This is a genomic window from Oscillospiraceae bacterium, assembly GCA_022483045.1.
GTDB lineage: Bacteria > Bacillota > Clostridia > Oscillospirales > Acutalibacteraceae > Caproicibacterium.
Map to the genome: position 1 here is coordinate 91,733 of JAKVOA010000001.1, position 26,970 is coordinate 118,702.

At 52.2% G+C, this 26,970-nt stretch carries 41 protein-coding genes and 1 pseudogene; 39 read left to right on the forward strand and 3 right to left on the reverse strand.

Annotated features, from left to right (window positions below):
* From LKE53_00435 to rplQ, 36 genes and pseudogenes are all read left to right on the forward strand, one after another.
* Complete coding sequence (locus tag LKE53_00435; GenBank protein ID MCH3971232.1) at positions 1 to 213, forward strand: hypothetical protein; 213 nt, start codon at positions 1 to 3, stop codon at positions 211 to 213.
* Positions 214 to 248: 35 nt separating this feature from the next.
* Complete coding sequence (proS, locus tag LKE53_00440; GenBank protein MCH3971233.1) at positions 249 to 1,691, forward strand: proline--tRNA ligase; 1,443 nt, start codon at positions 249 to 251, stop codon at positions 1,689 to 1,691.
* 48 nt (positions 1,692 to 1,739) lie between these two features.
* Positions 1,740 to 2,015, forward strand: a complete 276-nt coding sequence (locus tag LKE53_00445) for a hypothetical protein (GenBank protein MCH3971234.1) — start codon at positions 1,740 to 1,742, stop codon at positions 2,013 to 2,015.
* Entirely contained in the window at positions 2,012 to 3,031 is a 1,020-nt protein-coding gene (locus tag LKE53_00450; GenBank protein ID MCH3971235.1) for a glycosyltransferase family 8 protein, read from the forward strand. The genes LKE53_00445 and LKE53_00450 overlap by 4 nt, the downstream gene beginning before the upstream one ends.
* Before the next feature lie 323 nt (positions 3,032 to 3,354).
* The gene (rpsJ, locus tag LKE53_00455; protein MCH3971236.1) at positions 3,355 to 3,666 is read left to right on the forward strand and encodes a 30S ribosomal protein S10; all 312 of its coding nucleotides are present in this window, start codon (positions 3,355 to 3,357) and stop codon (positions 3,664 to 3,666) included.
* Between the two features lie 117 nt (positions 3,667 to 3,783).
* Positions 3,784 to 4,425 carry a 50S ribosomal protein L3 gene (gene rplC / locus LKE53_00460; GenBank protein MCH3971237.1) on the forward strand — a complete coding sequence of 214 codons (642 nt, stop codon included), beginning with the start codon at positions 3,784 to 3,786 and terminating at the stop codon, positions 4,423 to 4,425.
* Positions 4,426 to 4,442: 17 nt separating this feature from the next.
* Positions 4,443 to 5,066, forward strand: coding sequence for a 50S ribosomal protein L4 (gene rplD / locus LKE53_00465; GenBank protein MCH3971238.1), 624 nt, complete (start codon positions 4,443 to 4,445; stop codon positions 5,064 to 5,066).
* Complete coding sequence (gene rplW, locus LKE53_00470; protein ID MCH3971239.1) at positions 5,066 to 5,356, forward strand: 50S ribosomal protein L23; 291 nt, start codon at positions 5,066 to 5,068, stop codon at positions 5,354 to 5,356. The genes rplD and rplW overlap by 1 nt, the downstream gene beginning before the upstream one ends.
* Positions 5,357 to 5,492: 136 nt before the next feature.
* The gene (gene rplB / locus LKE53_00475; protein ID MCH3971240.1) at positions 5,493 to 6,326 is read left to right on the forward strand and encodes a 50S ribosomal protein L2; all 834 of its coding nucleotides are present in this window, start codon (positions 5,493 to 5,495) and stop codon (positions 6,324 to 6,326) included.
* Between the two features lie 25 nt (positions 6,327 to 6,351).
* Entirely contained in the window at positions 6,352 to 6,672 is a 321-nt protein-coding gene (gene rpsS, locus LKE53_00480) for a 30S ribosomal protein S19 (protein MCH3971241.1), read from the forward strand.
* 14 nt (positions 6,673 to 6,686) lie between these two features.
* Positions 6,687 to 7,019 carry a 50S ribosomal protein L22 gene (rplV, locus tag LKE53_00485; GenBank protein ID MCH3971242.1) on the forward strand — a complete coding sequence of 111 codons (333 nt, stop codon included), beginning with the start codon at positions 6,687 to 6,689 and terminating at the stop codon, positions 7,017 to 7,019.
* Positions 7,020 to 7,037: 18 nt separating this feature from the next.
* Positions 7,038 to 7,745, forward strand: coding sequence for a 30S ribosomal protein S3 (rpsC, locus tag LKE53_00490; GenBank protein MCH3971243.1), 708 nt, complete (start codon positions 7,038 to 7,040; stop codon positions 7,743 to 7,745).
* The gene (gene rplP / locus LKE53_00495) at positions 7,745 to 8,170 is read left to right on the forward strand and encodes a 50S ribosomal protein L16 (GenBank protein ID MCH3971244.1); all 426 of its coding nucleotides are present in this window, start codon (positions 7,745 to 7,747) and stop codon (positions 8,168 to 8,170) included. Before rpsC ends, rplP begins: the two co-directional genes overlap by 1 nt.
* A 1-nt stretch (position 8,171) precedes the next feature.
* Complete coding sequence (rpmC, locus tag LKE53_00500) at positions 8,172 to 8,381, forward strand: 50S ribosomal protein L29 (protein ID MCH3971245.1); 210 nt, start codon at positions 8,172 to 8,174, stop codon at positions 8,379 to 8,381.
* A gap of 18 nt (positions 8,382 to 8,399) precedes the next feature.
* Complete coding sequence (gene rpsQ / locus LKE53_00505; GenBank protein MCH3971246.1) at positions 8,400 to 8,660, forward strand: 30S ribosomal protein S17; 261 nt, start codon at positions 8,400 to 8,402, stop codon at positions 8,658 to 8,660.
* 34 nt (positions 8,661 to 8,694) lie between these two features.
* Entirely contained in the window at positions 8,695 to 9,063 is a 369-nt protein-coding gene (rplN, locus tag LKE53_00510; protein MCH3971247.1) for a 50S ribosomal protein L14, read from the forward strand.
* A gap of 16 nt (positions 9,064 to 9,079) precedes the next feature.
* Positions 9,080 to 9,400 carry a 50S ribosomal protein L24 gene (gene rplX, locus LKE53_00515; GenBank protein ID MCH3971248.1) on the forward strand — a complete coding sequence of 107 codons (321 nt, stop codon included), beginning with the start codon at positions 9,080 to 9,082 and terminating at the stop codon, positions 9,398 to 9,400.
* A 14-nt stretch (positions 9,401 to 9,414) separates the two neighbouring features.
* Positions 9,415 to 9,954 (forward strand): 50S ribosomal protein L5, encoded by a 540-nt coding sequence (rplE, locus tag LKE53_00520; GenBank protein ID MCH3971249.1) that lies wholly within the window; start codon positions 9,415 to 9,417, stop codon positions 9,952 to 9,954.
* A gap of 12 nt (positions 9,955 to 9,966) precedes the next feature.
* The gene (locus LKE53_00525; GenBank protein ID MCH3971250.1) at positions 9,967 to 10,152 is read left to right on the forward strand and encodes a type Z 30S ribosomal protein S14; all 186 of its coding nucleotides are present in this window, start codon (positions 9,967 to 9,969) and stop codon (positions 10,150 to 10,152) included.
* Between the two features lie 19 nt (positions 10,153 to 10,171).
* Complete coding sequence (rpsH, locus tag LKE53_00530) at positions 10,172 to 10,570, forward strand: 30S ribosomal protein S8 (protein ID MCH3971251.1); 399 nt, start codon at positions 10,172 to 10,174, stop codon at positions 10,568 to 10,570.
* Between the two features lie 16 nt (positions 10,571 to 10,586).
* On the forward strand, positions 10,587 to 11,135 hold the full coding sequence (gene rplF, locus LKE53_00535) for a 50S ribosomal protein L6 (GenBank protein ID MCH3971252.1): 549 nt from the start codon (positions 10,587 to 10,589) through the stop codon (positions 11,133 to 11,135).
* A 19-nt stretch (positions 11,136 to 11,154) separates the two neighbouring features.
* On the forward strand, positions 11,155 to 11,514 hold the full coding sequence (gene rplR / locus LKE53_00540; protein ID MCH3971253.1) for a 50S ribosomal protein L18: 360 nt from the start codon (positions 11,155 to 11,157) through the stop codon (positions 11,512 to 11,514).
* 17 nt (positions 11,515 to 11,531) lie between these two features.
* A complete protein-coding gene (gene rpsE / locus LKE53_00545; protein ID MCH3971254.1) occupies positions 11,532 to 12,035 on the forward strand; it encodes a 30S ribosomal protein S5 in 504 nt (167 codons plus the stop codon).
* A 15-nt stretch (positions 12,036 to 12,050) separates the two neighbouring features.
* Positions 12,051 to 12,230 carry a 50S ribosomal protein L30 gene (rpmD, locus tag LKE53_00550; protein MCH3971255.1) on the forward strand — a complete coding sequence of 60 codons (180 nt, stop codon included), beginning with the start codon at positions 12,051 to 12,053 and terminating at the stop codon, positions 12,228 to 12,230.
* Positions 12,231 to 12,250: 20 nt separating this feature from the next.
* Positions 12,251 to 12,694, forward strand: coding sequence for a 50S ribosomal protein L15 (gene rplO, locus LKE53_00555; GenBank protein ID MCH3971256.1), 444 nt, complete (start codon positions 12,251 to 12,253; stop codon positions 12,692 to 12,694).
* Between the two features lies 1 nt (position 12,695).
* Entirely contained in the window at positions 12,696 to 14,036 is a 1,341-nt protein-coding gene (gene secY, locus LKE53_00560) for a preprotein translocase subunit SecY (GenBank protein MCH3971257.1), read from the forward strand.
* A 13-nt stretch (positions 14,037 to 14,049) separates the two neighbouring features.
* Positions 14,050 to 14,682 carry an adenylate kinase gene (locus LKE53_00565; protein ID MCH3971258.1) on the forward strand — a complete coding sequence of 211 codons (633 nt, stop codon included), beginning with the start codon at positions 14,050 to 14,052 and terminating at the stop codon, positions 14,680 to 14,682.
* An 8-nt stretch (positions 14,683 to 14,690) separates the two neighbouring features.
* Complete coding sequence (map, locus tag LKE53_00570; protein MCH3971259.1) at positions 14,691 to 15,443, forward strand: type I methionyl aminopeptidase; 753 nt, start codon at positions 14,691 to 14,693, stop codon at positions 15,441 to 15,443.
* A gap of 10 nt (positions 15,444 to 15,453) precedes the next feature.
* Positions 15,454 to 15,726, forward strand: a complete 273-nt coding sequence (locus LKE53_00575; protein ID MCH3971260.1) for a KOW domain-containing RNA-binding protein — start codon at positions 15,454 to 15,456, stop codon at positions 15,724 to 15,726.
* On the forward strand, positions 15,726 to 15,944 hold the full coding sequence (infA, locus tag LKE53_00580) for a translation initiation factor IF-1 (protein MCH3971261.1): 219 nt from the start codon (positions 15,726 to 15,728) through the stop codon (positions 15,942 to 15,944). Before LKE53_00575 ends, infA begins: the two co-directional genes overlap by 1 nt.
* Before the next feature lie 35 nt (positions 15,945 to 15,979).
* Entirely contained in the window at positions 15,980 to 16,093 is a 114-nt protein-coding gene (rpmJ, locus tag LKE53_00585) for a 50S ribosomal protein L36 (GenBank protein MCH3971262.1), read from the forward strand.
* Positions 16,094 to 16,127: 34 nt separating this feature from the next.
* On the forward strand, positions 16,128 to 16,496 hold the full coding sequence (gene rpsM, locus LKE53_00590; GenBank protein ID MCH3971263.1) for a 30S ribosomal protein S13: 369 nt from the start codon (positions 16,128 to 16,130) through the stop codon (positions 16,494 to 16,496).
* A gap of 13 nt (positions 16,497 to 16,509) precedes the next feature.
* On the forward strand, positions 16,510 to 16,923 hold the full coding sequence (gene rpsK, locus LKE53_00595) for a 30S ribosomal protein S11 (protein MCH3971264.1): 414 nt from the start codon (positions 16,510 to 16,512) through the stop codon (positions 16,921 to 16,923).
* Positions 16,924 to 16,956: 33 nt separating this feature from the next.
* Positions 16,957 to 17,550, forward strand: a complete 594-nt coding sequence (rpsD, locus tag LKE53_00600; GenBank protein MCH3971265.1) for a 30S ribosomal protein S4 — start codon at positions 16,957 to 16,959, stop codon at positions 17,548 to 17,550.
* A 64-nt stretch (positions 17,551 to 17,614) separates the two neighbouring features.
* Positions 17,615 to 18,568 carry a DNA-directed RNA polymerase subunit alpha gene (locus tag LKE53_00605; protein MCH3971266.1) on the forward strand — a complete coding sequence of 318 codons (954 nt, stop codon included), beginning with the start codon at positions 17,615 to 17,617 and terminating at the stop codon, positions 18,566 to 18,568.
* 34 nt (positions 18,569 to 18,602) lie between these two features.
* A pseudogene (gene rplQ / locus LKE53_00610) lies at positions 18,603 to 18,941 on the forward strand (50S ribosomal protein L17).
* A gap of 157 nt (positions 18,942 to 19,098) precedes the next feature.
* Here rplQ and LKE53_00615 read toward each other — a convergent pair.
* Both LKE53_00615 and LKE53_00620 read right to left on the reverse strand, forming a co-directional pair.
* On the reverse strand, positions 19,099 to 19,587 hold the full coding sequence (locus LKE53_00615) for a GNAT family N-acetyltransferase (GenBank protein ID MCH3971267.1): 489 nt from the start codon (positions 19,585 to 19,587) through the stop codon (positions 19,099 to 19,101).
* Positions 19,588 to 19,641: 54 nt separating this feature from the next.
* Positions 19,642 to 20,736: a dipeptide epimerase gene (locus LKE53_00620; GenBank protein MCH3971268.1), complete on the reverse strand. Its 1,095-nt coding sequence runs from the start codon at positions 20,734 to 20,736 to the stop codon at positions 19,642 to 19,644.
* 243 nt (positions 20,737 to 20,979) lie between these two features.
* Between LKE53_00620 and pyrE the strand changes: the two genes are divergently transcribed.
* The 3 genes from pyrE to LKE53_00635 all read left to right on the forward strand — a co-directional run bounded on the left by pyrE (position 20,980) and on the right by LKE53_00635 (position 25,270).
* Positions 20,980 to 21,636, forward strand: coding sequence for an orotate phosphoribosyltransferase (pyrE, locus tag LKE53_00625; GenBank protein MCH3971269.1), 657 nt, complete (start codon positions 20,980 to 20,982; stop codon positions 21,634 to 21,636).
* A 98-nt stretch (positions 21,637 to 21,734) separates the two neighbouring features.
* The gene (locus LKE53_00630) at positions 21,735 to 23,465 is read left to right on the forward strand and encodes an ABC transporter ATP-binding protein/permease (GenBank protein MCH3971270.1); all 1,731 of its coding nucleotides are present in this window, start codon (positions 21,735 to 21,737) and stop codon (positions 23,463 to 23,465) included.
* A gap of 17 nt (positions 23,466 to 23,482) precedes the next feature.
* Positions 23,483 to 25,270: an ABC transporter ATP-binding protein/permease gene (locus tag LKE53_00635; GenBank protein MCH3971271.1), complete on the forward strand. Its 1,788-nt coding sequence runs from the start codon at positions 23,483 to 23,485 to the stop codon at positions 25,268 to 25,270.
* A gap of 692 nt (positions 25,271 to 25,962) precedes the next feature.
* On the opposite strand, the gene LKE53_00640 is transcribed toward LKE53_00635, so the two are convergent.
* Positions 25,963 to 26,904, reverse strand: a complete 942-nt coding sequence (locus tag LKE53_00640; GenBank protein MCH3971272.1) for a glycosyltransferase family 2 protein — start codon at positions 26,902 to 26,904, stop codon at positions 25,963 to 25,965.
* Between the last annotated feature and the right edge of the window lie 66 nt (positions 26,905 to 26,970).

The following is a 26,970-nucleotide window of genomic DNA, read 5'->3' on the forward strand; positions in this document are numbered from 1 at the left end:
ATGTTTACTGTTTTAGCGGCTCTGCCGCTGGATTTTCAGAGCCTGATGGGCTTTGTCAAAAGCGCGGACGTTGCGGCGGTGCTCTGGCTGCTCTTAAAGGGTATGGTGGGCGTGCTGCTGGTGATGGCGGTGCTTTTGCTGGTAGTGGTCGTGCTGGATAAGCTGACCGGCCGGAAAAAGAAACAGAAGAATAAAAAAGAGAAATCCGCCTGACCTTTCGGTGCGGAAGCAGATAAAAGGAGAAAACTATGGCACAGCAGAAAAAACTGGTAGAAGAAATTACACCGATGGAGGAAGACTTTGCCCGCTGGTACACCGATGTGGTCAAAAAAGCGGAGCTGATGGATTACAGCAGCGTAAAGGGCTGCATGATTATCGAACCTTACGGTTATGCAATCTGGGAAAATATGAAGGCTATTTTGGACAAGCGCTTTAAGGAACTGGGGCATGTAAATGTCTGTATGCCGCTGCTTATTCCAGAAAGCCTGCTGAATAAGGAAAAAGACCATGTCGCGGGCTTTGCCCCCGAGGTCGCGTGGGTGACACAGGGCGGCAACGAGAAACTGGAAGAGCGCCTGTGCATCCGCCCCACCAGTGAAACGCTTTTCTGCGAACACTACAAAAAGATTATTCACTCTTGGCGCGACCTGCCAAAGCTTTATAACCAGTGGTGCAACGTGGTCCGCTGGGAAAAGACGACCCGGCCGTTCCTGCGCACAAGCGAATTTCTTTGGCAGGAGGGCCACACCATGCACGCCACAGCGGAAGAAGCGCAGGCCGAGACTCTGCGTATGCTGGACGTCTACACCGAATTCTTTGAAAAAGTGCTGGCCATTCCGGTTATCCGCGGGCGCAAGACCGAAAGCGAGAAATTCGCGGGCGCTGTGGCAACCTACACCATTGAGGCCATGATGCACAACGGCGTTGCCCTGCAGGGCGGCACCAGCCATTACTTTGGCGACGGCTTTGCAAAAAATTACGGGATTACCTATACAGATAAAAACAATCAGCTCAAGACCCCGTTCCAGACCAGCTGGGGCGTTTCCACCCGTATGATCGGCGGTATTATCATGACCCACGGCGATGACAGCGGCTTGGTCCTGCCGCCGGCGGTCGCACCGATACAGGTTGTCATTGTGCCTGTGGCACAGCACAAACCCGGTGTGCTGGAAAAAGCAAATGAACTGTATGAGCAGCTGAAAGCGGCCGGCTTGCGCGTAAAGCTGGACGACAGCGAGCAGTCCCCCGGCTGGAAATTTGCACAGTATGAAATGCTTGGCGTGCCGGTCCGGCTGGAAATCGGCCCCAAAGACATTGCAAAGCAGCAGTGTGTCCTGGTGCGCCGCCCCGACCGCAATAAATCCTTTGTGCCGCTTGACGGCTTGACGGACGCGGTAAAGACAGAGCTTGCACAGGTGCACGACATTCTGTACAGCAATGCTGAAAAGAATCTGCAGAGCAAGACCAGCATTGCCCGCACCCACGAGGAGTTCCTCGACATTGCGGCAAACCACCCCGGCTTTATCAAGGCGATGTGGTGCGGCGACCCGGCTTGCGAGGAAAAGCTGAAAAACGAAACCGGCGGCGTGAAGTCTCGCTGCATTCCTTTCGAAGAAGAGCATCTTGCCGACACCTGCGTCTGCTGCGGCAAACCTGCAAAACATATGCTTTACTGGGGCCGTCAATACTAAAGTACAATGAAATTCCGCAGGCCCGTTTTGCAAAGGAAGGGAAAACAGATGAAAAAATCCTCCTTACTGAAGATCTGTGCAGCCGTTGGTGCGGCTGCTGCGCTTTATGATTTATTTGGCAGGTCCTCTAATGTTATGCTGACCGGCGCAGGGTATGCGGGAATTTTGTCAAAGGACGACAAACCCTATGCTGCCTTTGCCTGCACCGGCATGCGCCCGCACACCGTTGCCCACCTTACTGCGCGCACCTGCGGCTGGGTCTGCGCTTCCAGCGCAAAAGATGCTTTGCGCAAACGCGAAAAGGAGGCTGCACAGAAGAAATGATCAATTTGCTGTACGGCACCAATGCCGGCTATTGTGAGCAGACGGCGGTCTCTATGCGCTCGGTGTTTGAAAACAACCGCAGCGAGGAGTTTTGTGTTTACCTGCTCTGTGAAGATGTACCGGAAGCGCTGCAAAAGAAAATGTGCAGCGTCGGCGATGACTTCGACAATGTCAAAATTGTCTGTATGGACCCCAAACCTTTTGTAGCACCGATGCTGCGCGAATTTCACCTGCACACCTGGCGCGGCAGCAGCGTGCAGTACATTTACGCCTGCCTGTGCGATGCGTTTCCTGCGCTGGACCGTATCCTTTGGCTGGATGGCGATATTGTCTGCAACGGCTCTCTGCAGGAGCTGTGGGCAACCCCCATGCAGGGCGCCTGCCTTGCCGCCGGGCTGGACTGCACACCGTTTCTGGCATTCTATGTAGACCGTGTCTTTTACCAGACGCCTTTCTATTTTAATGCGGGCGTCCTGCTGTTTGATCTAGCAGCCTGCCGCCGCCATGAATTGCAGCAGCGCTGCCGAAATGTGCTGCGTGGCTGCGGCCAAAAGCTGCAGTACTGCGACCAGTCTATGCTGAATCTTGCCCTGCCCGCGCATTTAGTGCATCGGCTGGGCCTGCGCTGGAATTATCCGGCCGGCGTGCCGCAGACTTCCATGGCCTGTGTTTCAGCGCGCTCTACCGCACAGAAAAAGACGTTTACCTACCAGGAACTTAATGACGCGCTGGGCGACATTCGGCTGATTCATTATATTGGCGGTTCCCTGCCGGCAAAGCCGTGGTTTCAGGCGTATGCCTCTCCTTTCAAGCCGGATTACCTGAAGTACCGCGCACGCACGCCGTGGAAGGACGAGCCGCTGAAACCGTGGCCGAAAAAGAATGTGAAAGACGCCTTTGTCACCGGCTTTTCAAAGACGTGGGATACTCCGGTAACAGGCGCCTTGGTGTGGATGTACCAAAGCCTGCACGGCTGGGGAAGAAACGTAAAAAAAGAATTAGAAAACGAAAAATAATGCTTGCATTCTCAAAAGCCTTATGGTATTATAATCAAGTACGACTGCAACAGATATGCGTTGAAGCGGGAGGTTGCGGCCCTGATGTGGCCGGTTTTTCCGTGGAGTATGTCCGATTTTAAACCGGGCGAGAGAGAATCTTGGGCAGCAGGCCCCTTTGGGGAGCATTGCGCTCAGACGTTTTTGAAAGCACCCGGGTCCCCCGTCTTTTGGGAGATCCGGTTTTTCAATGGGCCGGGAAGAAACACCCGGAACAGTGTTTAAAAACAACGTCACCTGCCAGACAGGCTCTATCCGCCAACTACAATAAGGAGGCGATCCAAGTGGCAGTCAAAGAAAAAATGAGGATCCGTATTAAAGGGTATGACCATCAGCTGGTCGATCAGTCTGCTGAGAAAATCGTGCAGACAGCTAAGCGCACAGGCGCCCGCGTAAGCGGCCCTGTACCGCTGCCGACCGAAAAGCAGATTATCACAATCCTGCGCGCTGTTCATAAGTACAAGGACAGCCGTGAGCAGTTTGAAATGCGCACGCACAAGCGCCTGATCGATATCCTCAGACCGTCCAATACCACAGTTGAGGCCCTGATGGGCCTTGAGCTCCCCGCCGGTGTTGAGATTGAAATTAAACTGTAAGGCACTGCTTTACAAGTAATCGACCCTCAACCAACCGAGCAGCCCGCCACAGGGCTGTGTGCGGCCGAGGTCATGTTGGCATAAGGCCAACCAATAACCTGCATAGGAGGAACAAACATGCAAAAAGGAATCATCGGTAAGAAAATCGGCATGACGCAGATTTTCGATGCAAAGGGAAATGTTATTCCGGTCACTGTCATTGAGGCCGGCCCCTGCGCAGTTACCCAGAAAAAGACCGCCGAAAACGACGGCTACGACAGCGTACAGCTTGGCTTTGGCGAGCTGAAACCCAGCCGTATGAACAAACCCCTGAAGGGCCACTTCGACAAGGGCGACGTTGCCCCGAAGAAGACCCTGCGCGAATTCCGCCTGAACGATGCCGCTTCCATGAATGTGGGCGACATTGTCAAGGCAGACGTCTTTGCAGAAGGCGACCGCGTGGATGTACAGGGCACCAGCAAGGGCAAAGGCTGGGCCGGCGTTATTAAGCGCTGGAACTTCAGCCGCTTAAAGGAATCCCATGGTACCGGCCCTGTCGGCCGCATGGGTGGTTCCACAGGCTGCTGCTCCGACCCGTCCCGTGTATTCCCGGGCAAGAAGCGCTCTGGCCATTTGGGCGCCGTTACCACAACCGTGCTGAACCTGACAGTTGCCAAGGTCGACGCGGAAAATAACCTGATCGCCATCAGAGGCGCAGTGCCCGGCCCCAACGGCGGCATCGTCTGCATCCGCGACAGTGTTAAAGCGAAGAAAGCGTAAGGGAAGGAGGAACCGCAATGCCTAAGATCGCAGTAAAAGATATGACCGGTAAAGAGGTTGGCACCATTGACCTTTCCGAGTCCATTTTCGGGATTGAACCCAATGTCAACGCCATGCACGACGTTGTAAAGAACCAGCTCGCAAACCGCCGTCAGGGTACCCAGAGCGCTCTGACCCGCAGCGAGGTTTCCGGCGGCGGCAAAAAGCCGTGGCGCCAGAAAGGTACAGGCCATGCACGCCAGGGCTCCACGCGGGCTCCCCAGTGGACCCACGGCGGCATCGTTTTTGCGCCAAAGCCGCGCGACTACAGCTACGCCTTAAACAAAAAGGTGCGCCGCTTAGCTATGAAGTCCGCTTTTTCCAGCAAGGTAAAGGACAACGAGATGATCGTGCTCGACAGCATCTCGTTGGATACTTTCCGTACAAAGACTGTTGTAGAAATGCTCAAAGCGCTTGGCGCCGACAAGCACGTACTGCTGGTTTTGCCGGAAAACAATAAGACTGTCATCGCTTCCGCACGCAATATTCCCGGCGTGAAGACCGCCCTGACCAACACCCTCAATGTTTACGACATTCTCAACGCCGATAAATTCATCGTCGTAAAAGATGCCGTAGCCCAGATCGAGGAGGTATACGCATAATGACTGCACATGAGATTATTTTGCGGCCTGTCATTTCCGAAAAGGCAATGAACGGCATCGCAAATAAGACTTATACGTTTCAGGTCGCACCAAATGCAACAAAGATTGATATTAAAAACGCTGTAGAGGAAATCTTCGGCGTCAAGGTGCGCAAAGTGAATACCCTGCACGTCCGCGGCCATCTGCGCCGCCAGGGCCGCAGCCAGGGTTACACCCCCGCCTGGAAGAAAGCCGTTGTTGCTTTGACACCAGACAGCAAAGCCATCGAGTTCTTTGAGGGCATGCTGTAAAAGACACAGCAGCTTGGTCTTTCGGCAACGTATGGGGAGCGGGCTGCTCTCTTTCGCCCGCCCGGCAGCAGTGCCGCCGCCCTTTTCTTTAAAGGACGCCCCGCAAAGCCAATTTTAAGGAGTGTGAAACCAGAGAATGGCTATTAAGAACTTTACACCCAGCACCCCGTCCCGCCGCAATATGTCGATGACGGATTACGCTGAGCTTTCCAAGAACGGCCCCGAAAAGAGCCTCCTGGATACCAATAAAAAGAACGCCGGCCGCAACAGCTATGGCCGCATCACCGTCCGCCACCGCGGCGGCGGCAACCGTACAAAGTACCGTGTCATCGACTTCAAGCGTCAAAAAGCTGACGTGCCTGCAACTGTACAGAGCATTGAGTATGACCCGAACCGCTCCGCTTTCATTGCATTGCTGCAGTACGAAGACGGCGACAAAGCTTATATCATTGCGCCAAACGGCCTGAAGGCGGGCGACAAAGTCGTTTCCGGTGCAGCTGCCGATATTAAACCCGGCAATGCACTTCCGCTTTCCAGTATTCCTACCGGTACCTACATTCATAATGTAGAGCTTTATCCCGGCAAGGGCGCTCAGCTGGCACGTGCCGCAGGCATTATGGCACAGCTGATGGCTAAGGAAAACGGCATGGCGCTGCTGCGCCTGCCTTCCGGTGAGCTGCGCAACGTGCCCGATACCTGCATGGCCACAATCGGCCAGGTCAGCAACATCGACCACGAAAATGTAAAGATCGGCAAAGCCGGCCGCAAGCGCCACATGGGCTGGCGCCCAACCGTCCGTGGTTCTGTTATGAACCCGAACGACCATCCGCACGGCGGCGGCGAAGGCAAAGCACCAATCGGTCATCCCGGTCCTATGACCCCTTGGGGCAAGCCTGCACTGGGTTACAAGACCCGTGCACGTCATAAAGCTTCCAACAAGATGATTGTGAAGCGCAGAAACGGCAAATAAGGCCTAGAGAAAGGAGCTTTTAAACATGAGCAGAAGCATTAAAAAGGGTCCTTTTGTAGAGCCTGGCTTGCTGAAAAGGATTCAAGCAATGAATGCTGCCGGCGAAAAGAAGATCGTAAAGACCTGGAGCCGCGCATCCATTATTTTCCCGGAGTTTGTCGGCCACACCATCGCTGTGCATGACGGCCGCAAGCATGTTCCGGTGTATATCACAGAAGATATGGTCGGCCATCGCCTCGGCGAGTTTGCGCCTACCCGTACTTTTAAAGGTCACAACGGCAGCAAGACGACTATCCCGACAACAGGAGCAGGTTCTGCCCCGACAACACCACCAACTAACGGCTGAAAGGAGTGTATCACATGGAAGCAAGGGCTAATTTGAAATACGCCCGTATTTCCCCGCGCAAAATGTCCATCGTGCTGGACCTTATCCGCAATAAACCTGCGGATGAAGCTATGGCTATCCTACAGAATACCCCGAAGGCCGCCTGCGAGTATCTGTCAAAGCTGCTTAAGTCGGCTGTGGCAAATGCAGAGCAGAAGAGCATGGACGTTTCCCAGCTGTATGTGTCTCAATGCTATGCGTGCCCGGGTCCTACCCTCAAGCGCATTCGTCCGCGTGCACAGGGCCGCGCGTACCGGGTCCTGAAAAGGACTTCTCACGTGACACTTGTGCTCAAGGAAAAAGAATAAGGCAGAGGAGGTTACACAATGGGCCAGAAAGTTAATCCGCACGGTTTACGTGTCGGCGTTATTGATGATTGGGATTCCCGCTGGTATGTCAACGACAAAGAGTTTGGCGATACCTTAGTGGAGGATTATAACCTGCGCAAGGTGCTGAAAAAGCAGTTGTATGCGGCAGGTGTACCGAAGATCGAAATTGAAAGAGACGCCTCTAAAGTGCGCGTTCACATTCACTGCGCAAAGCCGGGCATGGTTATCGGCAAGGGCGGTTCAGAAATCGAAAAACTGCGTCTGCAGTGCGAAAAGATTCTGGGCAAGCCCGTGTCTATCAACATCATCGAGGTCAAGAACCCCGATGTCAACGCTCAGCTGGTCGCCGAAAACATTGCACAGCAGCTGGAAAAACGTACGTCTTTCCGCCGCGCTATGAAGCAGTGCATCGGCCGCGCTATGAAGATGGGCGTCAAGGGCATTAAAACACAGGTTTCCGGCCGCTTGGGCGGCGCGGAAATTGCCCGCAGAGAGCAGTACCACGATGGTACCATCCCCCTGCAAACCCTGCGCGCAGACATCGATTATGGTTTTGCCGAGGCTGCCACTACCTATGGCCGCATCGGTGTGAAAGTTTGGATTTATCGGGGCGAAGTTTTGCATGACACCCGCCGTACGGCTGCCGCCAACAACGACAAGCCGGCACAGCGCCGTGCGCCCCGTCGGGAAGGAGGCCGCAAATAATGTTAATGCCCAAGCGCGTTAAATATCGCAGAGTTCACCGCGGCCGCATGACCGGCAAGGCCTATCGCGGCAACAAGGTGACTTACGGTGATTACGGCCTGCAGGCACTAGAGCCCGCATGGATCACCGCAAATCAGATTGAGGCGGCCCGTGTCGCCATGACTCGTTACTGCAAACGTTTCGGCAAGGTTTGGATCAAGATTTTCCCTGACAAGCCTTATACCAAGAAACCGCTTGAAACCCGTATGGGCAAAGGTAAAGGCGCCCCAGAGTACTGGGTAGCCGTAGTAAAGCCCGGCCGCGTCATGTTTGAAATCGGCGAGGTTCCGGTCGAGACAGCCAAAGAGGCCCTTCGTCTGGCGGCCAGCAAGCTGCCCATCAAGACGAAGTTCGTTTCAAAGAAGGAAGAGGAGGTTGCCCAGTAATATGAAAGCTTCTGAAGTTCGTGAAATGACAACTGCAGAGCTCGAGAGCAAGCTCAAAGACTTGAAAGAGGAGCTCTTCAACCTCCGTTTCCAGCTTGCGATCAATCAGCTCGACAACCCGATGCGTATTTCCGCTGTCAAAAAAGACATTGCCCGCATTAAAACCGTTATGCGCGCCAATGAGCTTAAAGAAGACAGCGCCAACGCGTAACCGGAAGGAGGAAACATCGTGAGCGAAGCAAGAAACAACCGGAAAACAGAGGTTGGCACCGTTGTCAGCAATAAAATGGACAAAACTGTTGTTGTTGCCATCAAAGACAGCGTAAAGCATCCGCTGTACAAGAAGATTATTAAGCGTACTGTTAAACTGAAAGCACATGATGAAAACAACGAGTGCAACATCGGTGACCGCGTGCGTGTAATGGAAACCCGCCCGCTGAGCAAAGATAAGCACTGGCGTCTTGTGGAGATTATCGAGAAGGCAAAATAATCTGGTTTTGCCTTGAACAAAGGAGGAACGCACTGTGATTCAACAGCAGACTTACCTCAATGTTGCCGATAACACCGGCGCGAAGCAGCTTATGTGCATCCGCGTGCTCGGCGGTACCGGCAGAAGGTATGCAAATATCGGTGACGTCGTGGTCGCTTCCGTAAAGAAAGCTACCCCGGGCGGCACAGTGAAAAAGGGCGACGTCGTAAAGGCAGTTATTGTTCGTTCTGCCACCGGTGTTCGCCGTGACGACGGCAGCTATATTCGTTTTGACGACAATGCAGCCGTACTGATTAAAGATGATAAAAACCCGCAGGGCACCCGTATCTTTGGGCCAGTGGCACGTGAGCTGCGTGACCACGACTATCTGAAGATTCTGAGCTTGGCCCCGGAAGTGCTGTAAGGAGGTGTCACAGGATATGGCAAATAAAGTGCATGTAAAAACCGGTGACACTGTTGTGATGCTCTCTGGCCGCGATGTCGGCAAACAGGGAAAAGTCATGGCTGTCAGCCCTAAAGAGGGCAAGGTTATCGTTGAAAAGCTGAACATGGTCACCAAGCACGTCAAACCCCGCAAAATGGGCGACGAAGGCGGCATTGTAAAGGGCGAGGGAGCTGTCTATGCTTCTAAAGTCCAGTTGGTGTGCCCCAGCTGCAAAAAGCCTACCCGTATCGGTCATAAAATCGCGGCGGATGGCACCAAGACCCGCATTTGCAAAAAATGCGGCAAAGAGCTGTAAGGGAGGAGGACACTATGGCTAGACTGAAAGATTACTACAAGAGTGAGGTCGCGCCCGCCCTCATGAAGAAATTCTCTTACAAGAGCGTGATGCAGATCCCAAAGCTTGACAAGATCGTTATCAATGTCGGCGCAGGCGAGGCCAAGGAAAACCCGAAGGTCATCGATTCAATCATGAATGACCTCATGGCAATTACCGGCCAGCGTCCGCAAGTGCGCACTGCTAAAAAGAGCGTTGCAAACTTCAAACTGCGCGAAGGCATGAAGATCGGCGTAAAGGTTACCCTGCGCGGCGACCGCATGTATGAGTTTATGGACCGCTTCTTTAATGTGGCCCTGCCCCGCGTGCGCGACTTCCGTGGTATTAACCCCAACTCTTTTGACGGCCGCGGCAATTACAACCTCGGCGTAAAAGAGCAGCTGATTTTCCCGGAAATTGAGTTTGATAAAGTCGATAAGGTCCGCGGCATGGACATTTGCTTTGTTACAACCGCGAAAAACGACGAGGAAGCCCGCGAACTGCTTTCGCAGATGGGCGCCCCGTTCGCAAGATAAGGAGGGTTTCCTGTGGCAAAAACATCAATGAAAGTAAAGCAGCGCCGTCCTGCTAAGTATTCTTCCCGTGAATACAACCGCTGCAAGATCTGTGGCCGGCCGCATGGCTACCTTCGTAAGTTTGGCATCTGCCGTATTTGCTTCCGTAACCTGGCCTATAAGGGCGAGATTCCGGGCGTAAAAAAGGCAAGCTGGTAAACAGCAAGGAGGTAACGGCATGCAGATTACAGATACAATCGCAGACCTGCTCACCCGTATTCGCAACGCAAGCTCAGCTAAACATCAGACAGTGGAGATTCCCGCTTCCAATATGAAGAAATCCATCTGCCAGATTTTAAAAGATGAGGGCTACATTAAGAACTTCAGCGTTGCCGCTGACGGCAAACAGGGCGTCATTAAAGTAGAACTGAAATACACCGAAAACCGCGCGCCGGTTATTACCGGCCTCAAGCGCGTCAGCAAGCCCGGCCTGCGCATCTATTCCAGCGCAGAGGAGCTGCCCCGCGTCATGAAAGGCCTGGGCGTTGCAATTATTTCCACCAGCCAGGGCGTTATGACCGACCGTGCGGCCCGCAAGGCCAATATCGGCGGCGAAGTGCTCGCATTCATTTGGTAAAGAAGGGGGTGCAGATATGTCTCGAATTGGAAGAAAACCTGTAAATATTCCCGCAGGCGTTGACGTGAAAATCAACGGCAGCGAAGTCACAGTAAAGGGCCCCAAAGGCTCTCTGACAAAAACGTTCCATCCGAATATGAAAATCGAGATGGAGGGCAACGAGATTCTCGTCTCACGCCCAAATGATACAAAAGAGAATAAATCGCTGCACGGCCTGACCCGCAGCCTCATCCAGAATATGGTTGACGGCGTAACACAGGGCTTTAAGAAAGACCTGGAAGTTCGCGGTGTAGGTTACCGTGCAACGAAAAAGGGTAAGAATCTGGTTATGAACCTGGGGTATTCCCATCAGGTCATCGTGCCGGAAGTCGATGGCATTTCCATTGACGTTCCTTCGGCAAACCAGATCACGATTTCCGGCCCTGACAAGCAGCAGGTTGGTCAGTTTGCCGCGGAAGTCCGCGAAAAACGCCCGCCTGAGCCGTACAAGGGCAAAGGTATCCGCTATGTCGGTGAGTTTGTCCGTCACAAGGAAGGCAAAGCCGGCAAGGGCGCTAAGAAGTAACTGAAGGAGTGAAAATCATATGGTGAACATGGCTGACAAAAACGCTGCCAGACTGCGCCGCCACCGCCGTGTGCGCGGCAAGATTTCCGGCACCCAAGAGTGCCCCCGCCTGAATGTGTTTCGCTCTACCAAAAACATCTACGCCCAGGTCATTGACGATATCAATGGGACCACGCTTTGCGCGGCCTCTACTCTGGACAAAGAGTTCGATGGTAACGGCGGCAACAAAGACGCTGCACGTCAGGTTGGTAAGCTGATCGCGAAACGTGCCGCGGAAAAAGGAATTAGCGAGGTCAAGTTTGACCGCGGCGGCTATTTATTCCACGGACGTGTGAAAGAACTGGCTGACGGCGCCCGTGAGGGCGGCCTCAAGTTCTGATAAAGGAGGAGAAACGATTGGCTAGATTCGACAGACGCAAAGAAGACGATGAATTTAAGGAGCACGTAGTTGCTATCAACCGTGTTTCCAAAACCGTAAAAGGCGGCCGTATCTTTAAGTTTGCTGCGCTTGTAGTTGTCGGTGACGGCAAGGGTACAGTTGGCTTTGGCATTGGCAAATCCGGCGAAGTTCCGGACGCTATTCGCAAAGGTATTGAGGACGCTAAGAAGAACCTGATGAAAGTCGCAACCCGCGGCAGCACAATTCCGCACGAGATTATCGGTGTCTTTGGTGCCGGCCGTGTGCTTATGAAGCCCGCTGCCCCCGGTACCGGCGTTATCGCCGGCGGCCCGGTGCGTGCAGTTATCGAGGCTGCAGGTATTCACGACATTCGTACGAAGGCACTGCGTTCTAACAATCCGTGCAATGTGGTGCGTGCAACGATTGACGGTCTTTCCAAGCTGCGTACAGCTGAACAGGTTGCTGCGCTGCGCGGCCGCTCTGTCAGCGATATTCTGTAAGGAGGGCGCAACATCATGGCACAGGTAAACATTAAACTGGTCAAAAGCCTGATTGGCGCACAAAAAGACCAGATCGCCACTGCGCAGTCCCTTGGCCTGCGTAAAATCGGTGATTCCACCGTACAGCCTGACAACGTGCAGACAAAGGGTAAGGTGCATAAAATCACCCACCTCATCGAGGTAACAAACGCTTAACAAGCAAGGAGGTGCGAGTAATGAAACTGAATGATTTAACTGCAGTACCGGGCTCCACACGCGTTGCAAAGCGCATTGGCCGCGGCCATGGCACCGGTCAGGGTAAAACCGCCGGTAAAGGCCAGAAAGGCCAGAAAGCCCGCTCCGGCGGCAGCATTCGCCCCGGCTTTGAGGGCGGCCAGATGCCTCTGCAGCGCCGTATTCCAAAGCGCGGTTTTCACAATGTTTTCGCAAAATCCATTGTCACAGTAAATGTCGGTACTCTTGACAAAAAATTTGACGACGGGGCTACTGTAGATGCAGCTGCTCTGCTGAAAGCTGGTGTCATTAAGTCTGCCCTTGACGGAGTCAAAGTACTCAGCAACGGCCAGATGACAAAGAAGCTTACTGTGAAGGCAAGTGCTTTCTCTGCTGCGGCAAAAGAAAAGATTGAATCTGCAGGTGGGAAGGCCGAGGTGATCTGAGTTGTTCAAAACAATAAAGAACGCTTGGGGCATTCCGGAACTTCGTAAGAAAATTCTTTTCACACTGTTTATTATCATCGTTTTCCGTTTCGGTGCAGTTATTCCAGTGCCGTTTCTGAATTCGACTGCTCTGCGCAGCATTATGAACAGCTCCGCCGTCAACAGTACGGCGCTGGGCTATTTGGATATGTTCTCCGGCGGCGCGTTTTCCAACGCAACGCTGTTTGCAATGAGCGTAACGCCCTACATCAACAGCACCATCATCATGCAGCTGTTAACGGTTGCTATTCCGGCACTGGAGCGCATGGTGAAGGACGGCGGCGAAGCAGGACGTAAAAAAATGGGCCAAATCACCCGTATTGTGGCGATTGCACTTGGCTTATTCCAGGGCCTTGCCTACTACTTCTATCTGCGTAACGCCGCTTACGGCGGAACAGCAATTGTCAAGTATACCTCGGGCGGCGCTGGTGTATTTACCGCTTTCATTATTGTCCTCGTCTTTACAGCCGGTACGGCTTTAATGATGTGGATGGGCGAGCAGATCAACCAGAAGGGTGTCGGCAACGGCATCTCTATTCTGCTGTTTGCAGGTATCGTATCGCGCATGCCGTCGATTATCGGCAATTTGGGCACATACCTGAATTTGGCGTGGACGAATGGCACCGAAAACGGCAAGTACTTCTTCCTTGTCCCGCTGTGGGTCATCGTTTTCTTGGCTCTGATGTGGGTCATCGTGTTTATGAATGACGCTGAGCGCCGCATTCCGGTGCAGTATGCAAAGCGGGTCGTCGGACGCAAGCAGTACGGCGGCCAGGCCAGCCATATTCCGATTAAGGTCGGCATCGGCGGCGTTATGCCTATCATTTTCGCAAGCTCGATTCTTTCGATTGTCCCGACCATTCGTTTCTTTATCGGCGACAATAAGGACTTGGGCAGCTTCTGGAACGGATTCTTTTCAGCATTCTCCAGCACAGGCTGGGTTTACTGCATTCTGTATGTGATTTTAATCATTGCATTTGCTTATTTCTACACGGCGATTCAGTACAACCCGATGGAGATGGCAAACAATCTGCGCCAGAGCAACGGTACCATTCCGGGGATTCGTCCCGGCAAGCCTACTTCCGATTTCATCAGCAAAGTTCTTTCCAAAATCACATTTATTGGCTCTGTATTCCTTGCAGTAATCGCTTTACTGCCGATTGTTTTCGCTAACGCGACCGGGATGCACAACCTCTCTATGGGCGGTACTTCTATTATCATCCTTGTCGGTGTTGCTTTGGAGACTGTGAAACAGCTGGAAAGCCAAATGATGATGCGTCATTATAAGGGCTTCCTTGATTGAGAAGGAGTTTAGCATGAATCTGATTTTATTGGGCGCGCCCGGCGCCGGAAAAGGTACTCAGGCAGAGACAATCTGCAACAAACTGCATATTCCGGCAGTTTCTACCGGAAATATGATTCGAGAAGCACTGAAAAGCGGAACCGAAATGGGGCTTGCCGCCAAGTCTTATATGGACAAAGGCGACTTGGTTCCGGATGAAGTCGTAATCGGCATTGTAAAAGACCGCCTAAAGCAGGATGACTGCAAAAACGGTTTTGTGCTGGACGGCTTCCCGCGCACCATTCCCCAGGCCGAGGCTCTGGATAACATGGGCGTAAAGATTGACAAGGTCATCGAAATACATGTAGCAGATGACCGCATTGTCGCCCGTATGTCCGGACGCCGTGTCTGCCAAGACTGCGGAGCCAGCTACCACATGCTTTACAAAAAGCCAAAGGTAGAGGGCAAATGCGATGTCTGCGGCGGCACCCTTGTTCAGCGCGCGGATGACCACCCCGATACCGTGCTTGCACGGCTGAAGGAATATCACACAAAGACCGAGCCCCTGAAGAATTATTATGAAAAACAGGGTAAGTTGGTCGTTGTAGAAGGTCAGGAAGATGTGGCTGACACTTCCCGGCTGACGATTGCAGCAATCGAGGCGTAAAGTATAGTATGATCATCTTAAAAACCAGTAGGGAATTAACTTGTATGAAACACGCCGGCCGCATTGCGCAGAATGCGCTGAAGCTGGCTGGCTCACTGGTGAAACCAGGTGCTTCTACCTGGGAGATTGATAAGGCGGCCCATGATTATATTGTGGGCGAGGGGGCTGTTCCCAGCTGCCTTGGGTACGGCGGTTTTCCGGCTACCTGCTGCATTTCTGTAAACGATGTGGTTGTCCATGGCATACCGAGTAAGACCACTATTCTCAAAGAGGGCGACATTGTCAGTATTGACTTGTGCGCTACTTATGAGGGCTTTGTGGGCGATAACACGTGGACTTATCCCTGTGGGAAAGTCAGCAAAAACGCCCAGGATCTTATGGATGCAACCCGCGAGAGCCTGTTTAAGGGCATTGAGGCTGCAAAGCCCGGCAACCGTATTGGCGATGTCGGCAGCGCAGTCCAGCGGTATGCCGAAGCTCGCGGTTACTCGGTGGTACGGAACTACACCGGCCACGGAGTAGGCGCGAATATGCACGAAGACCCCAGTGTCCCTAATTACGGCACGCCCGGCCGCGGCGTGCGCCTGCTGCCAGGTATGGTCATTGCCATAGAGCCCATGATTTGTGAGGGTACCTATGAAGTAAAGACTCTGCCGGACGGCTGGACAACAAAAACGCGCGACGGCAAGCTGGCCGCTCACTTTGAGCACACAGTTGCTGTTACCGAGTCTGGTCCTGTCATTCTTACCCAGGGTGATTGAGGTGGCCAGCATGGAGTTAAAGCGCGGTTCGGTGGCCCGCAGTGCAGCGGGGCACGACAAAGGCAGCTTTTGCGCGGTGCTTTCCCTTATGGGGCCGTATGCCCTGGTGAGTGACGGCAGACGCCGCACTTTGGAAAAACCAAAAAAGAAAAAGCTGATTCACCTTTTTGCTACCCGCACGGTGTTACCGGAAGAAGCCCTGCACAGCAACCGATCTCTTCGGGCGGCTCTTCGGCCGTTTTGCGGCAAGGGCAGTTTCATGCCAGAGGAGGCTGATTTGTAATGTCAAAGCAGGACGTTATTGAAACCGAGGGTACCGTAGTAGAGGCTCTGCCAAACGCAATGTTTAAGGTAGAGCTGCAAAACCACCACATGATTTTGGCCCATATTTCCGGCAAACTGCGTATGAACTTCATCCGCATTTTGCCAGGCGATAAAGTGACCGTAGAGATGTCTCCCTACGACCTGACCCAGGGCCGCATTACGTGGCGTACCAAGTAAGATACAAGAAGATTCCTACCAAGGAGGGTACACCCATGAAAGTAAGACCTTCTGTTAAAAAAATGTGCGAAAAATGCAAGATCATCAAGCGCAAAGGCAAAGTCATGGTGATCTGTGAAAACCCGAAGCACAAACAGCGTCAGGGCTAAGTGACGCGATTATCATTTTGGAGGTGCAACCAATATGGCTCGTATAGCAGGTATTGACTTGCCAAGAGACAAGCGCGTCGAGATCGCCTTGACTTATATCTATGGCATTGGCCGCAAGACCGCCACAGACATTTGTGCGGCAACCGGCGTAAATCCTGATCTGCGTGTGCGCGATATGAACGAAGACGACGCCGCAAAGCTCAGAGAATATATCGATCACCACTGCCGTGTCGAGGGCGACCTGCGCCGCGACGTGGCATTTGACATCAAACGTTTAAAGGAAATTAACTGCTACCGCGGCATCCGCCACCGCAGGGGGCTGCCTGTACGCGGCCAGCGTACAAAGACCAACGCCAGAACCTGCAAGGGCCCGGCTAAGACCATGGCGAACAAGAAGAAGTAAAGGAGGGTTTCACATGCCAGCAAACAAAGGCGCAGCCGCTAAAAAAACAGCAGCAACCCGCCGCCGCCGTGAACGCAAGAATATCGACCGCGGCGCTGCGCATATTCAGTCTACTTTTAACAACACCATTGTGACCATTACCGATTTGCAGGGCAATGCTGTCTCGTGGGCAAGCTCCGGTGAGTTGGGCTTCCGCGGCAGCAGAAAGTCTACCCCCTTTGCCGCCCAGACCGCAGCTGAAACTGCCGCTAAGGGAGCAATCGAGCACGGTATGAAGACCGTTGACGTCTACGTCAAGGGCCCGGGCTCCGGCCGTGAGGCCGCTATCCGTGCACTGCAGAATGCAGGCTTGGAAGTTACAATGATTAAAGATGTAACTCCTGTGCCCCATAACGGATGCCGTCCTCCCAAAAGAAGACGTGTATAGTCAACAGGAATTCATAAAGGAGGAATACGACGTATGGCCAGAAATACGCAGCCTGTCCTGAAGCGGTGCAAGACCTTGGGCATTAGCCCAGCCGTGATGGGCATCAATAAAAATACAATCCGCAACCCCAAACAGGGCCGCCGCAAACAGAGCGAATATGCCATGCAGCTCAATGAGAAGCAGAAGGCAAAGTTCGTTTACGGAGTACAGGAAAGACAGTTCCGTCATTACTATGAGGTAGCAGCAAAGACCACCGGTGTCACCGGCGAAAACCTGCTGCGCCTGCTGGAGCGCCGCCTGGACAACTGTGTCTATCGTTTGGGCTTTGCCAACACCCGCCGCGAGGCACGCCAGATGGTTACCCATGGCCACATTACTGTAAATGGCAAGCGGGTCGACATCTGCTCTTACCTTATCAAGGTGGGCGATGTAATCTCCATTGCTGAAAAGAGCCGCTCTTCTCAGCATGTCAAGGATATTCTGGAGAAAAATGCCGCTACTGCTGTGCCAAAGTGGATGCAGATTAGCCACGACACAATAGAGGGCAAGATCATTGCCATGCCCGAAAGAAGCGACATTGACTTTGATATCAATGAAACGCTTATCGTTGAGTTGTACTCCAAGTAATGCCCTGCAGGCACATGACACAGTATGGCAGAGTTTTCCGCTGTATGTCTAAGGAGGTTGCTTAATGATCGAGATAGAAAAGCCCAAAATTGAAATTGCAGACGTATCTGATGACGGCAACTACGGTAAGTTTGTTGTGTCGCCGCTAGAGCGCGGCTTTGGTACGACCCTGGGCAACAGCCTGCGGCGCGTGCTGCTTTCTTCCCTGCCGGGTGTTGCGCCCACCTCAATTAAAATTGACGGTGTCGTGCATGAGTTTTCTACTATTCCCGGTGTAAAAGAAGATGTAACAGAAATTGTTCTGAATATCAAAAACCTTACGGCAAAACTGCACTGCGACGGCCCCAAAACCGTTGAAATTTGTGCAGAAGGCCCCTGTAAGGTTACGGCAGATTCCATTAAGTGTGACAGTGAAGTGGAAATCCTGAACCCAGACCTGCATATTGCTACTTTGGGCGAGGGCGCAAAGCTTTATATGGAAATCACACTGGATAAGGGGCGCGGCTATGTGCCCTCTGACCGCAACAAGCAGAACATGGCCGCCAATGTAATTGGCGAGATTCCTGTGGATTCCATTTATACGCCGGTGTACCGGGTTAATTTCAATGTAGAAAATGCCCGTGTCGGTCAGCGCATCGATTACGACAAGCTGACCCTGGAGGTTTGGACAAACGGTGTCATTACCGCGCAGGAGGCTGTTTCTCTGGCAGCGAAGTTCCTTACCGAGCACCTGAATTTGTTTGTGAACCTGTCTGATAAAGGCAGCAACGCAGAGATTATGGTAGAGAAAGACGACAAGGATAAGGAAAAGGTCCTGGATATGACAATTGAGGAACTTGACCTGTCCGTGCGCTCTTTCAACTGCTTAAAACGTGCCGGTATCAACACAGTGGGCGACCTTGTCAACAAGTCGGAAGAAGACATGATGAAGGTGCGCAACCTTGGACGTAAATCGCTGGAAGAGGTCATCTGGAAGATGGCTTCTCTTGGGTACAATCTGCGCAAGGACGATGAATAATTTCCTATCCCATAGGTTAAAGGAGTGACATTCGATGCCAGGAACCAGAAAGCTCGGCAGAGCGACTGACAGCCGTACCGCGATGCTGCGTGCAATGGTGACTTTTCTTTTAGAGAATGGCAAAATCGAAACGACCGTCACCCGCGCCAAAGACGTTCGTGCTATGGCCGAGAAGATGATCACGATTGCCAAAAAAGACACCCTGCACAACCGCCGCCTTGTAATGGCATTCATTACCAAGGAAGCTGTTACTAACAAGCTCTTTACCGAGATTGCTCCGCAGTATGAGGACCGCAACGGCGGCTATACCCGTATTACAAAAATCGGGCCGCGCCGCGGCGATGCCGCACAAATGGCAATTATTGAACTGGTCGAAACTGCAAAGCCCGCTTCTGAAGAAGCGAAGCCTGCCCCTGCAGCAAAACCTGCTGAAGATAAAGAGGATAAATAAGCGCCTGCAGCAAGGTGCTTATAGAAATGCCCGCTGGCAGCTTGACTGCCGGCGGGCATTTCTGCTTTTCAAGTAGTTTTTACAGTTCATGATAATAGACGTAAATGGATTCGTAGTGCCCGTCTTTCATCAGAAAGCCTTTTGGAATTTCACCCACGCAGTGAAAGCCGAGACGCTCGTATAAATGGCGCGCAGAGGTGTTGTCCGCGACAACCGCATTAAACTGTAAAATACGGAAGTGCTTTTTTGCCTGCTGCAGGCAGTCTTGCACCAGCTTTTCGCCGATGTGCAGACCGCGGCAGCTTTTGTCTACTGCAAAACTGGCGTTGCAGATATGACCGCACCGCCCTACATTGTTAGGGTGCAGAATATACAGGCCCAGGACTCTGCCACTCTCTGTATCAACAGCGGCCGCTGAGGAAGTCTGCTGCGCAAAAAAAGCCTTTCCAGTTTCGGTGGTCAGCAGGTCGGTTTGCGGAAAGGCAATGCCATCCGCAACAACCTGGTTCCAAATTTCAATCATCTGCGGAAGATCGGTTTCTGTGTAGTTCCTAATTTGAAGCTGCATCTGTTTTCAGATATCCTTTCTGTTTGTCGGAATCATCAGTATTTGAAAGTACCGTCAGTCTTTTTCCGTGTTGTGCACCCAGTTCGGAATAATGCCGAGCCCGGGCGTTTGGTTTAAGACAATTCGGTTTTCCAAAAACTGCGGACCACCGGTGTAGGGGTTCGTTTTGCACAGGCTGGGTCCGTCTAAGTCTACGCGGGTAATGATGCGTTTGCCGGCGGCTAAGTGCGCAGCAGCGCTTACGGCCAGGCTGCTCTCGAGCATACAGCCCATCATGCAGCAAACGCCGCAGCTTTCAGCAATGGAACAGATCTGCAAGGCACCGTAAATGCCGCCTGTTTTCATCAGTTTTAGGTTCAGAAAATCAGCTGCGCCCTGTTGCAGAACCGCCAGCGCGTCCTGAACGGAAAAAACACTTTCATCTGCCAGAATCGGTGTAGAAACGCTGCGGCGTACAAAGGCCATGCCGGGAATATCCTGTGCGGCTACCGGCTGCTCGATAAGTTCCAAGTTAAGGCCGGCGTCCTCCATGCTGCGAATGACCCGCACGGCCTGCGGCGGGGTCCAGCCCTGGTTTGCGTCTACGCGCAGGGCAATTTCTGGCCCGACCGCTTTGCGGATTGCGGTAAGGCGGGCGAGGTCCTCTTTCGGGTCAAGGCCCACCTTAACCTTTAAAACGCGAAAGCCGCGTTTTACGGCAGCCATACTGTCAGTAGCCATTTCTTTGGGGCTGTTTACGCTGATAGTCAGGTCGGTTTCCAGTTCTGTTTTGCTGCCGCCGAGCAGGCGGTAAAGCGGCAGTCCCAGTTCCTGTGCACGCAGGTCATACAGCGCCATGTCCACTGCAGCTTTGGCGCTGGTGTTGTGCAGCAGGGCTGTATGCAGGGCATGCATGGTGCCGTCAAAGTCGCCTAAGTCGCGGCCAATCAGGGCGGGACGGATAAATTCTTCGACGGCACAGCGAATCGAGCCAATGGTTTCGCCGGTGATCGGCGCGGTGGGCGGCGCCTCACCAAAGGCGCGGCGGCCGTCGTCAGTGGTGACAGTCACCAGCACGTCGCGCACGGCGGTAACTGTGCGCAGTGCCGTTTTAAAAGACGTGCGCAGCGGTACGGAAAAAATAGAAGTGTGGATATCGGCAATTTTCACGGGAAATCTCCTTTCCGGGTGAGCGGTTGTTTTTTATGAAACAGAGGCAGGGAATGCCTGCAGAAATTATTGCCTTATGCCAATATGGTAGCCTTTTTTCGCTGTACTGTCAAATTCTTTGCAGAGATATTATGATATCCTGCAGAAAAGTATTTACTGCGGCCCAAAGGCTTTTTTGGTGCTTGCGTATAGGCCGGGGCACTGGTATAATGGTACAAATACAGCGAATGCAGGAGGAAGACTATGCTGACAGAGCAGAAAAAACAGTTTATCGAATTTATGATGGACGCAGATGTGCTGCGCTTTGGCGACTTTGTAACCAAAAGCGGCCGTAATACGCCGTACTTTGTCAATACCGGAAACTACCGCACGGGCAGGCAGGTGGCCGGCTTAGGCCGCTTTTATGCTGCATTGGTGCATGCTACCGGCTGCAGCTTTGATGCCATGTTTGGTCCTGCCTACAAGGGTATTCCGCTGGTTACGGCCTGTGCAGGTTCGCTGTATACACAGTACGGTGAGGACAAGCCGTATTTCTTTAACCGCAAAGAGGCAAAAGACCACGGCGAGGGTGGCAGCCTGGTCGGCTACCGGCCAAAGGACGGCGACCGCGTCATTATTATCGAAGATGTGATTACCGCGGGTACGGCTGTACGCGAAACCATGCCGATTTTAAAGGCAGCCGCGGATGTTTCCTGCAGGGATATGTTCATTTCTGTTAACCGCTGCGAAGTGGGCCAGCACGCGGGAAAAACCGCCGTGATGGAGGTACAGGAAGAGTTTGGAATTCAGGTACATGCACTGGTGACGGTGCGCGATATCCGCGAATGGCTGGGCCAGCATGGCGGGTATGAGGCGCTGCTGCCCAAAATGGATCAGTACATGCAGCAATACTGTATTTAGAACAGCAAAATGAACAAAAGTCCGGCAGAAACAGATGCAGGTAAGGCCTGTGTCTGTTTTTCTTATACTTTTTTAGAGTAAACACAAGGGAGAGAGTCATGCGCTTTTTTTGGAAGTACTTAAAACACTATAAGGGATGGTGTCTGCTGGATTTCCTTTCGGTTTTCGGCTTTGCCTTAACCGAACTTGGCATACCGACCTTGGTGGCACAAATGATAGACGGCGGCGTGATGAAAAACGACCTCGGCTATATCCGCAAGATCTGGGTGACCATTCTGATTATTTCTGTAATCGGCGTGGCTGGTACTATTTTAATGGGCTATTGCTGCTCACGTATTTCTACCAGTGCGGCAGCGGATATGCGCAGCGATGTCTTTGCGAAGGCACAGACCTTTTCAAATACCGAATTTGCAAAATTCGGCGTTTCTTCTATGATTACCCGCACCAACAATGATGCGTTTCAGGTGCAGATGTTTTTAAATATGCTGCTGCGCACGGCTCTGATGACACCGGTCATGTTGACCGTCAGCTATATTATGACGCTGCGCGCCTCTATGCAGCTTTCCCTGATTGTGGCGGCGACTATTCCCGTGATTGTCGTGGGGGTCATTGTGGCTGCACGGCTGAGCAAACCCCTCAGTGAAAAGCAGCAGGCTTCACAGGACAGCATGAACCGTATTACCCGCGAAAATCTGACGGGTATCCGCGTAGTGCGCGCTTTTACCAATGATGCCTATGAAGAAAAGCGCTTTGCAGGGGAAAACAAAAATTACGCCAAGAATTCGCGCAATCTGTTTTTGCTGATGTTTATGACCCAGCCGGTTTTCTTTCTGGTGATGAATGCCGCAAGCCTGCTTATTTATTGGCACGGTGCGCAGCTTTTGGGGATCGGTCAGCTGCAGATAGGGCAGCTTGCCGCTTTTATGGATTACCTATTTCACGCCATGATGTCGACCATGCTGTTTTGCACGGTGTTTATGATGTACCCGCGCGCAGCAGTGAGTGCCCGGCGTATGCAGCAGGTACTGGACACCGAGCCGCTGGTGAAAGACCCCGCCGCGGGCGTCACGCTTTCCGGCCCAGTCACGGACCTTTCCTTTTCTCATGTGACGTTCGTTTACCCTGACGGTGACGAGCCAGTTTTGCAGGACGTTTCATTTACGGCAAAAAGCGGCCAGACCATTGCCTTTGTCGGCAGCACTGGTTCGGGGAAAAGCACACTGGTCAATCTGATTCCCCGCTTTTATGATGTGACCAGCGGCAGCATTACGATTAACGGTACGGATATCCGCAAATACAGCATGGAGTCCCTGCGCAGCGTCATGGGCTTTATTCCACAGAAAGCGTTTCTGTTTCAAGGCAGCATTGCCGACAATATTCGCTTTGGTAAGCCGAACGCGACCCAGACAGAAGTGGAACATGCCGCAAAAGTGGCGCAGGCATACGACTTTATTATGGATAAGCAGGGCGGCTTTGATGAACCGATTGAGGAAAACTCCGCAAATACTTCCGGCGGGCAGCGGCAGCGGCTTTCCATTGCGCGGGCAGTGGTGCGCGGCGCCCAGATTTATGTGTTTGACGACTCGTTTTCTGCACTGGATTTTCGCACGGACGCAAACCTGCGCGGGGCACTGAAAAAGGAAACACAGAATGCGGTTGTCATCATTGTTGCACAGCGGATTTCAACTATTTTGGATGTGGACTGCATTGTGGTGCTGGATGAGGGCCGTGTGGTCGGCATGGGCCGGCACAAAGAGCTTTTAAAAACCTGCCCGATTTATCACGAAATCGCGGCCTCGCAGTTGAGCGAAAAAGAGCTGACAGGTTAAAGTGAAAAGGAGTGGCTATGAAACAGAAGAAAAAAAGGAAGGTGGGTTCTCTGCGCCTGCTGAGCCCGTACTTTTCGCCGCACAAATGGGCTTTCTTTGCGGCGGTTCTCATGATTATTGTGCAGAGTATCTGCTTTGCCCTGATGCCCACAGTAGAGGGCGGCATTACGACCCAGCTTGCTGCCGATGTGGTGGCTATTACAAAAGGAACGCCCGGGGCGGGCATTCATTACGATATTGTATTCCATATTATTTTCGTTTTAATTATTATTTATGCTATTAAAACCGCTACCGGCGCGCTGTCGATTGTCAGCATTACAGTGGGTACACAGGGCACGATGCAAACTGTGCGCGATGCTTTGCAGAAGAAGATTCACACGCTGCCTGTCAGTTATTTTGACAGGCACCCTTATGGCGATGTGCTGAGCCGCATTACCAACGATGTCGACACCATCTCGAATGCTTGCCAGGAAACCCTGCTCAATATTATCAGCGGCGTGCTGTCGCTGACTTTATCCCTGGTGATGATTTACCGGATTCAGCCGGTCATGGCGCTTGTGGCCACGGCAATTATTCCGGCGGCGCTGCTGATTACCTGGTTTGTTGTAAAAAAGAGCCAAAAGCAGTTTCATCTGCAGCAGGACGCGGTCGGCGAACTCAACGGCCGTGTGACGGAATTATACACAGGGTATCATGAAATCATATTATACAATAAGCAGAAAGATGCCGTAAAGGATTTTAATGCAGTCAACGGCCGGCTACAGCACCACGCGTTTCGTGCTCAGTTTCTTTCCTCTATGATGTCGCCGCTCATTTCTTTGGTGACGTACCTTGCCATTGGCACCGCGGCGGCACTGGGCTGCAGCTATGTACTGGCGGGTACGCTTACCTTGGGCGCGCTGCAGGCATTTATTCGGTATGTCTGGCAGATTAATGACCCGCTCTCGCAGGTTTCGCAGATGTCAAACCAGATTCAGGCAGCCTTTGCAGCAGCGGGGCGTGTGACAGACTTTTTGAGTCAGCCGGATGAGATTCCCGAGTCGGCAGAGCCGGCGGCACTGGGCCAAGTGAAAGGGCAGGTCTCTTTTGAGCATGTCAGCTTTGGCTACGGCGAGGGCGAAATTATCCACGACCTCAGCTTTTCCGTGCAGCCCGGCCAGATGGTTGCCATTGTGGGACCGACTGGTGCCGGAAAGACAACGCTGATCAATCTGCTGCTGCGCTTTTACGACCCCGCCGGCGGGCGCATTTTGCTGGACGGAAAAGATATTCGTACGCTGCGGCGAAATGACCTGCGCTCTGCTTTCGGCATGGTGCTGCAGGACACGTGGCTGTTTTCCGGCAGCATTTCAGAAAACTTGAAGTACGGTCGCTTAGATGCCCGACAAGATGAAATCATTGCCGCTGCAAAGGCGGCTAATGTGCACCACTTTATCCGTACCCTGCCAGAGGGCTACCACATGAAGGTCAACGAAGAGGGCAGCAATATTTCACAGGGCGAAAAGCAGCTCTTGACCATTGCCCGTGCGCTGCTGCGCGACCCGCCTATTCTGATTTTAGATGAAGCTACTTCCAGTGTCGATACACGGTTGGAAAAGCGCCTGCAGGACGCGATGAAAAACCTGTTGAAAGGACGCACCAGTTTTGTCATTGCGCACCGGCTCTCTACAATCCGCAGTGCAGACCTGATTTTAGTACTCAAAGACGGCCGGATTGTCGAGCAGGGCACACACGATAAACTGATGGAGAAAGGCGGCTTTTATCAGCAGCTTTACAACGCACAGTTCGCACACATCAGTCTGTAAAAAAGAGGCAGTACCCGAAAAAAGGGTGCTGCTTTTTTATTTGTGTAAAAAATGATTTGAATTTTTTACAGCGCACTGGCTGCTGCCCAACACGAAGAATAACGGAAGCACAATGGTACAGGAAACTACCCCCAAGAGTCATTGCATAGGAAAGATTCCATTCCGAGAGCCTGCCGAAAACAGCAGCGGATATGTGAATTTGCTCAAGGCCATGTGCATTCTTTTTCCTCTATATTAATAGGTTTCGTTTACACTGCAGCCAGATAATTGTCAATAAAAAAGAGCAGCTCTGTTTTTCATAGAGGCTGCTCTTTTATAAAAACCCCAGCGGGGATTGTTTTTAGTCTGCCATGACTTTAGAGCCGGTATTCCGACCATCTCTAAAGCACCCGGCAGTAATCAAATGATGTAGCTTTACGCGGCGCGCAAAGGATATTGTACGATATTTGGTTCGCGTGATTTGTCGTTTCCGGTTGTTCTCTTGGAACAATTTTATAGTACAAAAGATTCATGTACGAAATATGAACGAGCGATAAACAATTAACAAGGTTTGGCTAAAGCTTGTGTGAAGCTTTTTTGGAAAATGAGTGATATCACTAAAGACTCTTTGTGCAAAAATTTTGGGTACTTTGCACGATATCCAGGCAGTAAAAAACCTCTTCGCAGATATGGCTTGCAAAGAGGCAGAAATTTTATTTTAAGTGTTTTTCAATTAAAAAGCGTGGGCGGCGTTTCACTTCCCCGTAGATTTTGCCAATATATTCGCCCACAATCCCCAGACACAGCATTTGAATGCCGCCCAAAAGCCAGATGGAGCAGACAATGGCGGTCCACCCCGCGACAGTGTTGCCGGTAAAGTGCGAAATCAGCGCGTAAATAAGCCCCACTACAGAAATCAGTGCAACAATAAAACCAATATTGCTGATGATTTTCAGCGGCTTTACGCTGAAAGAGGTAATGCCGTCCATTGCAAAGTTGATCATTTTTTTCAGCGGATACTTGCTTTCGCCGGCAAAGCGCTCGTGCCGGTTGTAATAGACGTAGTCGGTGCGGTAGCCGATCAGCGGCACAATGCCGCGCAGAAACAGGTTTACTTCTTTGTATTCAGAAAGAGCCTGCAGGGCGCGCTTGCTCATCAGGCGATAGTCGGCGTGGTTAAAGACAATATCCACACCCATTTTGCTCATCAGCTTATAAAAGCTTTCGGCGCTGGTGCGCTTAAACCAAGTGTCGGTGTCGCGCTTGTTGCGTACACCGTAGACGACATCGCACCCCTCTTGAAACTTCTGTACAAACTGCGGCAGTACGTTGACATCGTCTTGCAGGTCGGCGTCCAAGCTAATGGCGCAGTCGGCCTCGTCTTTGGCGGTCATCAGACCAGCCAGCAGGGCGTTTTGGTGGCCGCGGTTGTGGGCAAGCTTCAGCCCGTTTACCAGCTCGTTTTCACCGTGAAACTGCTCAATTAGCTGCCAGGTGTGGTCTTTGCTGCCATCATCTACCAGAAGCATTCGGCTTTTGTCGTCGGCAAGGCCTACTTTCATCATCTTTTGAAGCTGCTGTGTCAGCTGCTTTACGGTTTCGGGCAGCACAGCCTCTTCATTATAGCAAGGAACTACGAGATAAACTGTAGACATATTTTCCCTCTTTTTCATTATCGTTATAAGATTACTTTTAAATTTTAGCACAGTCCTGCGGATTTT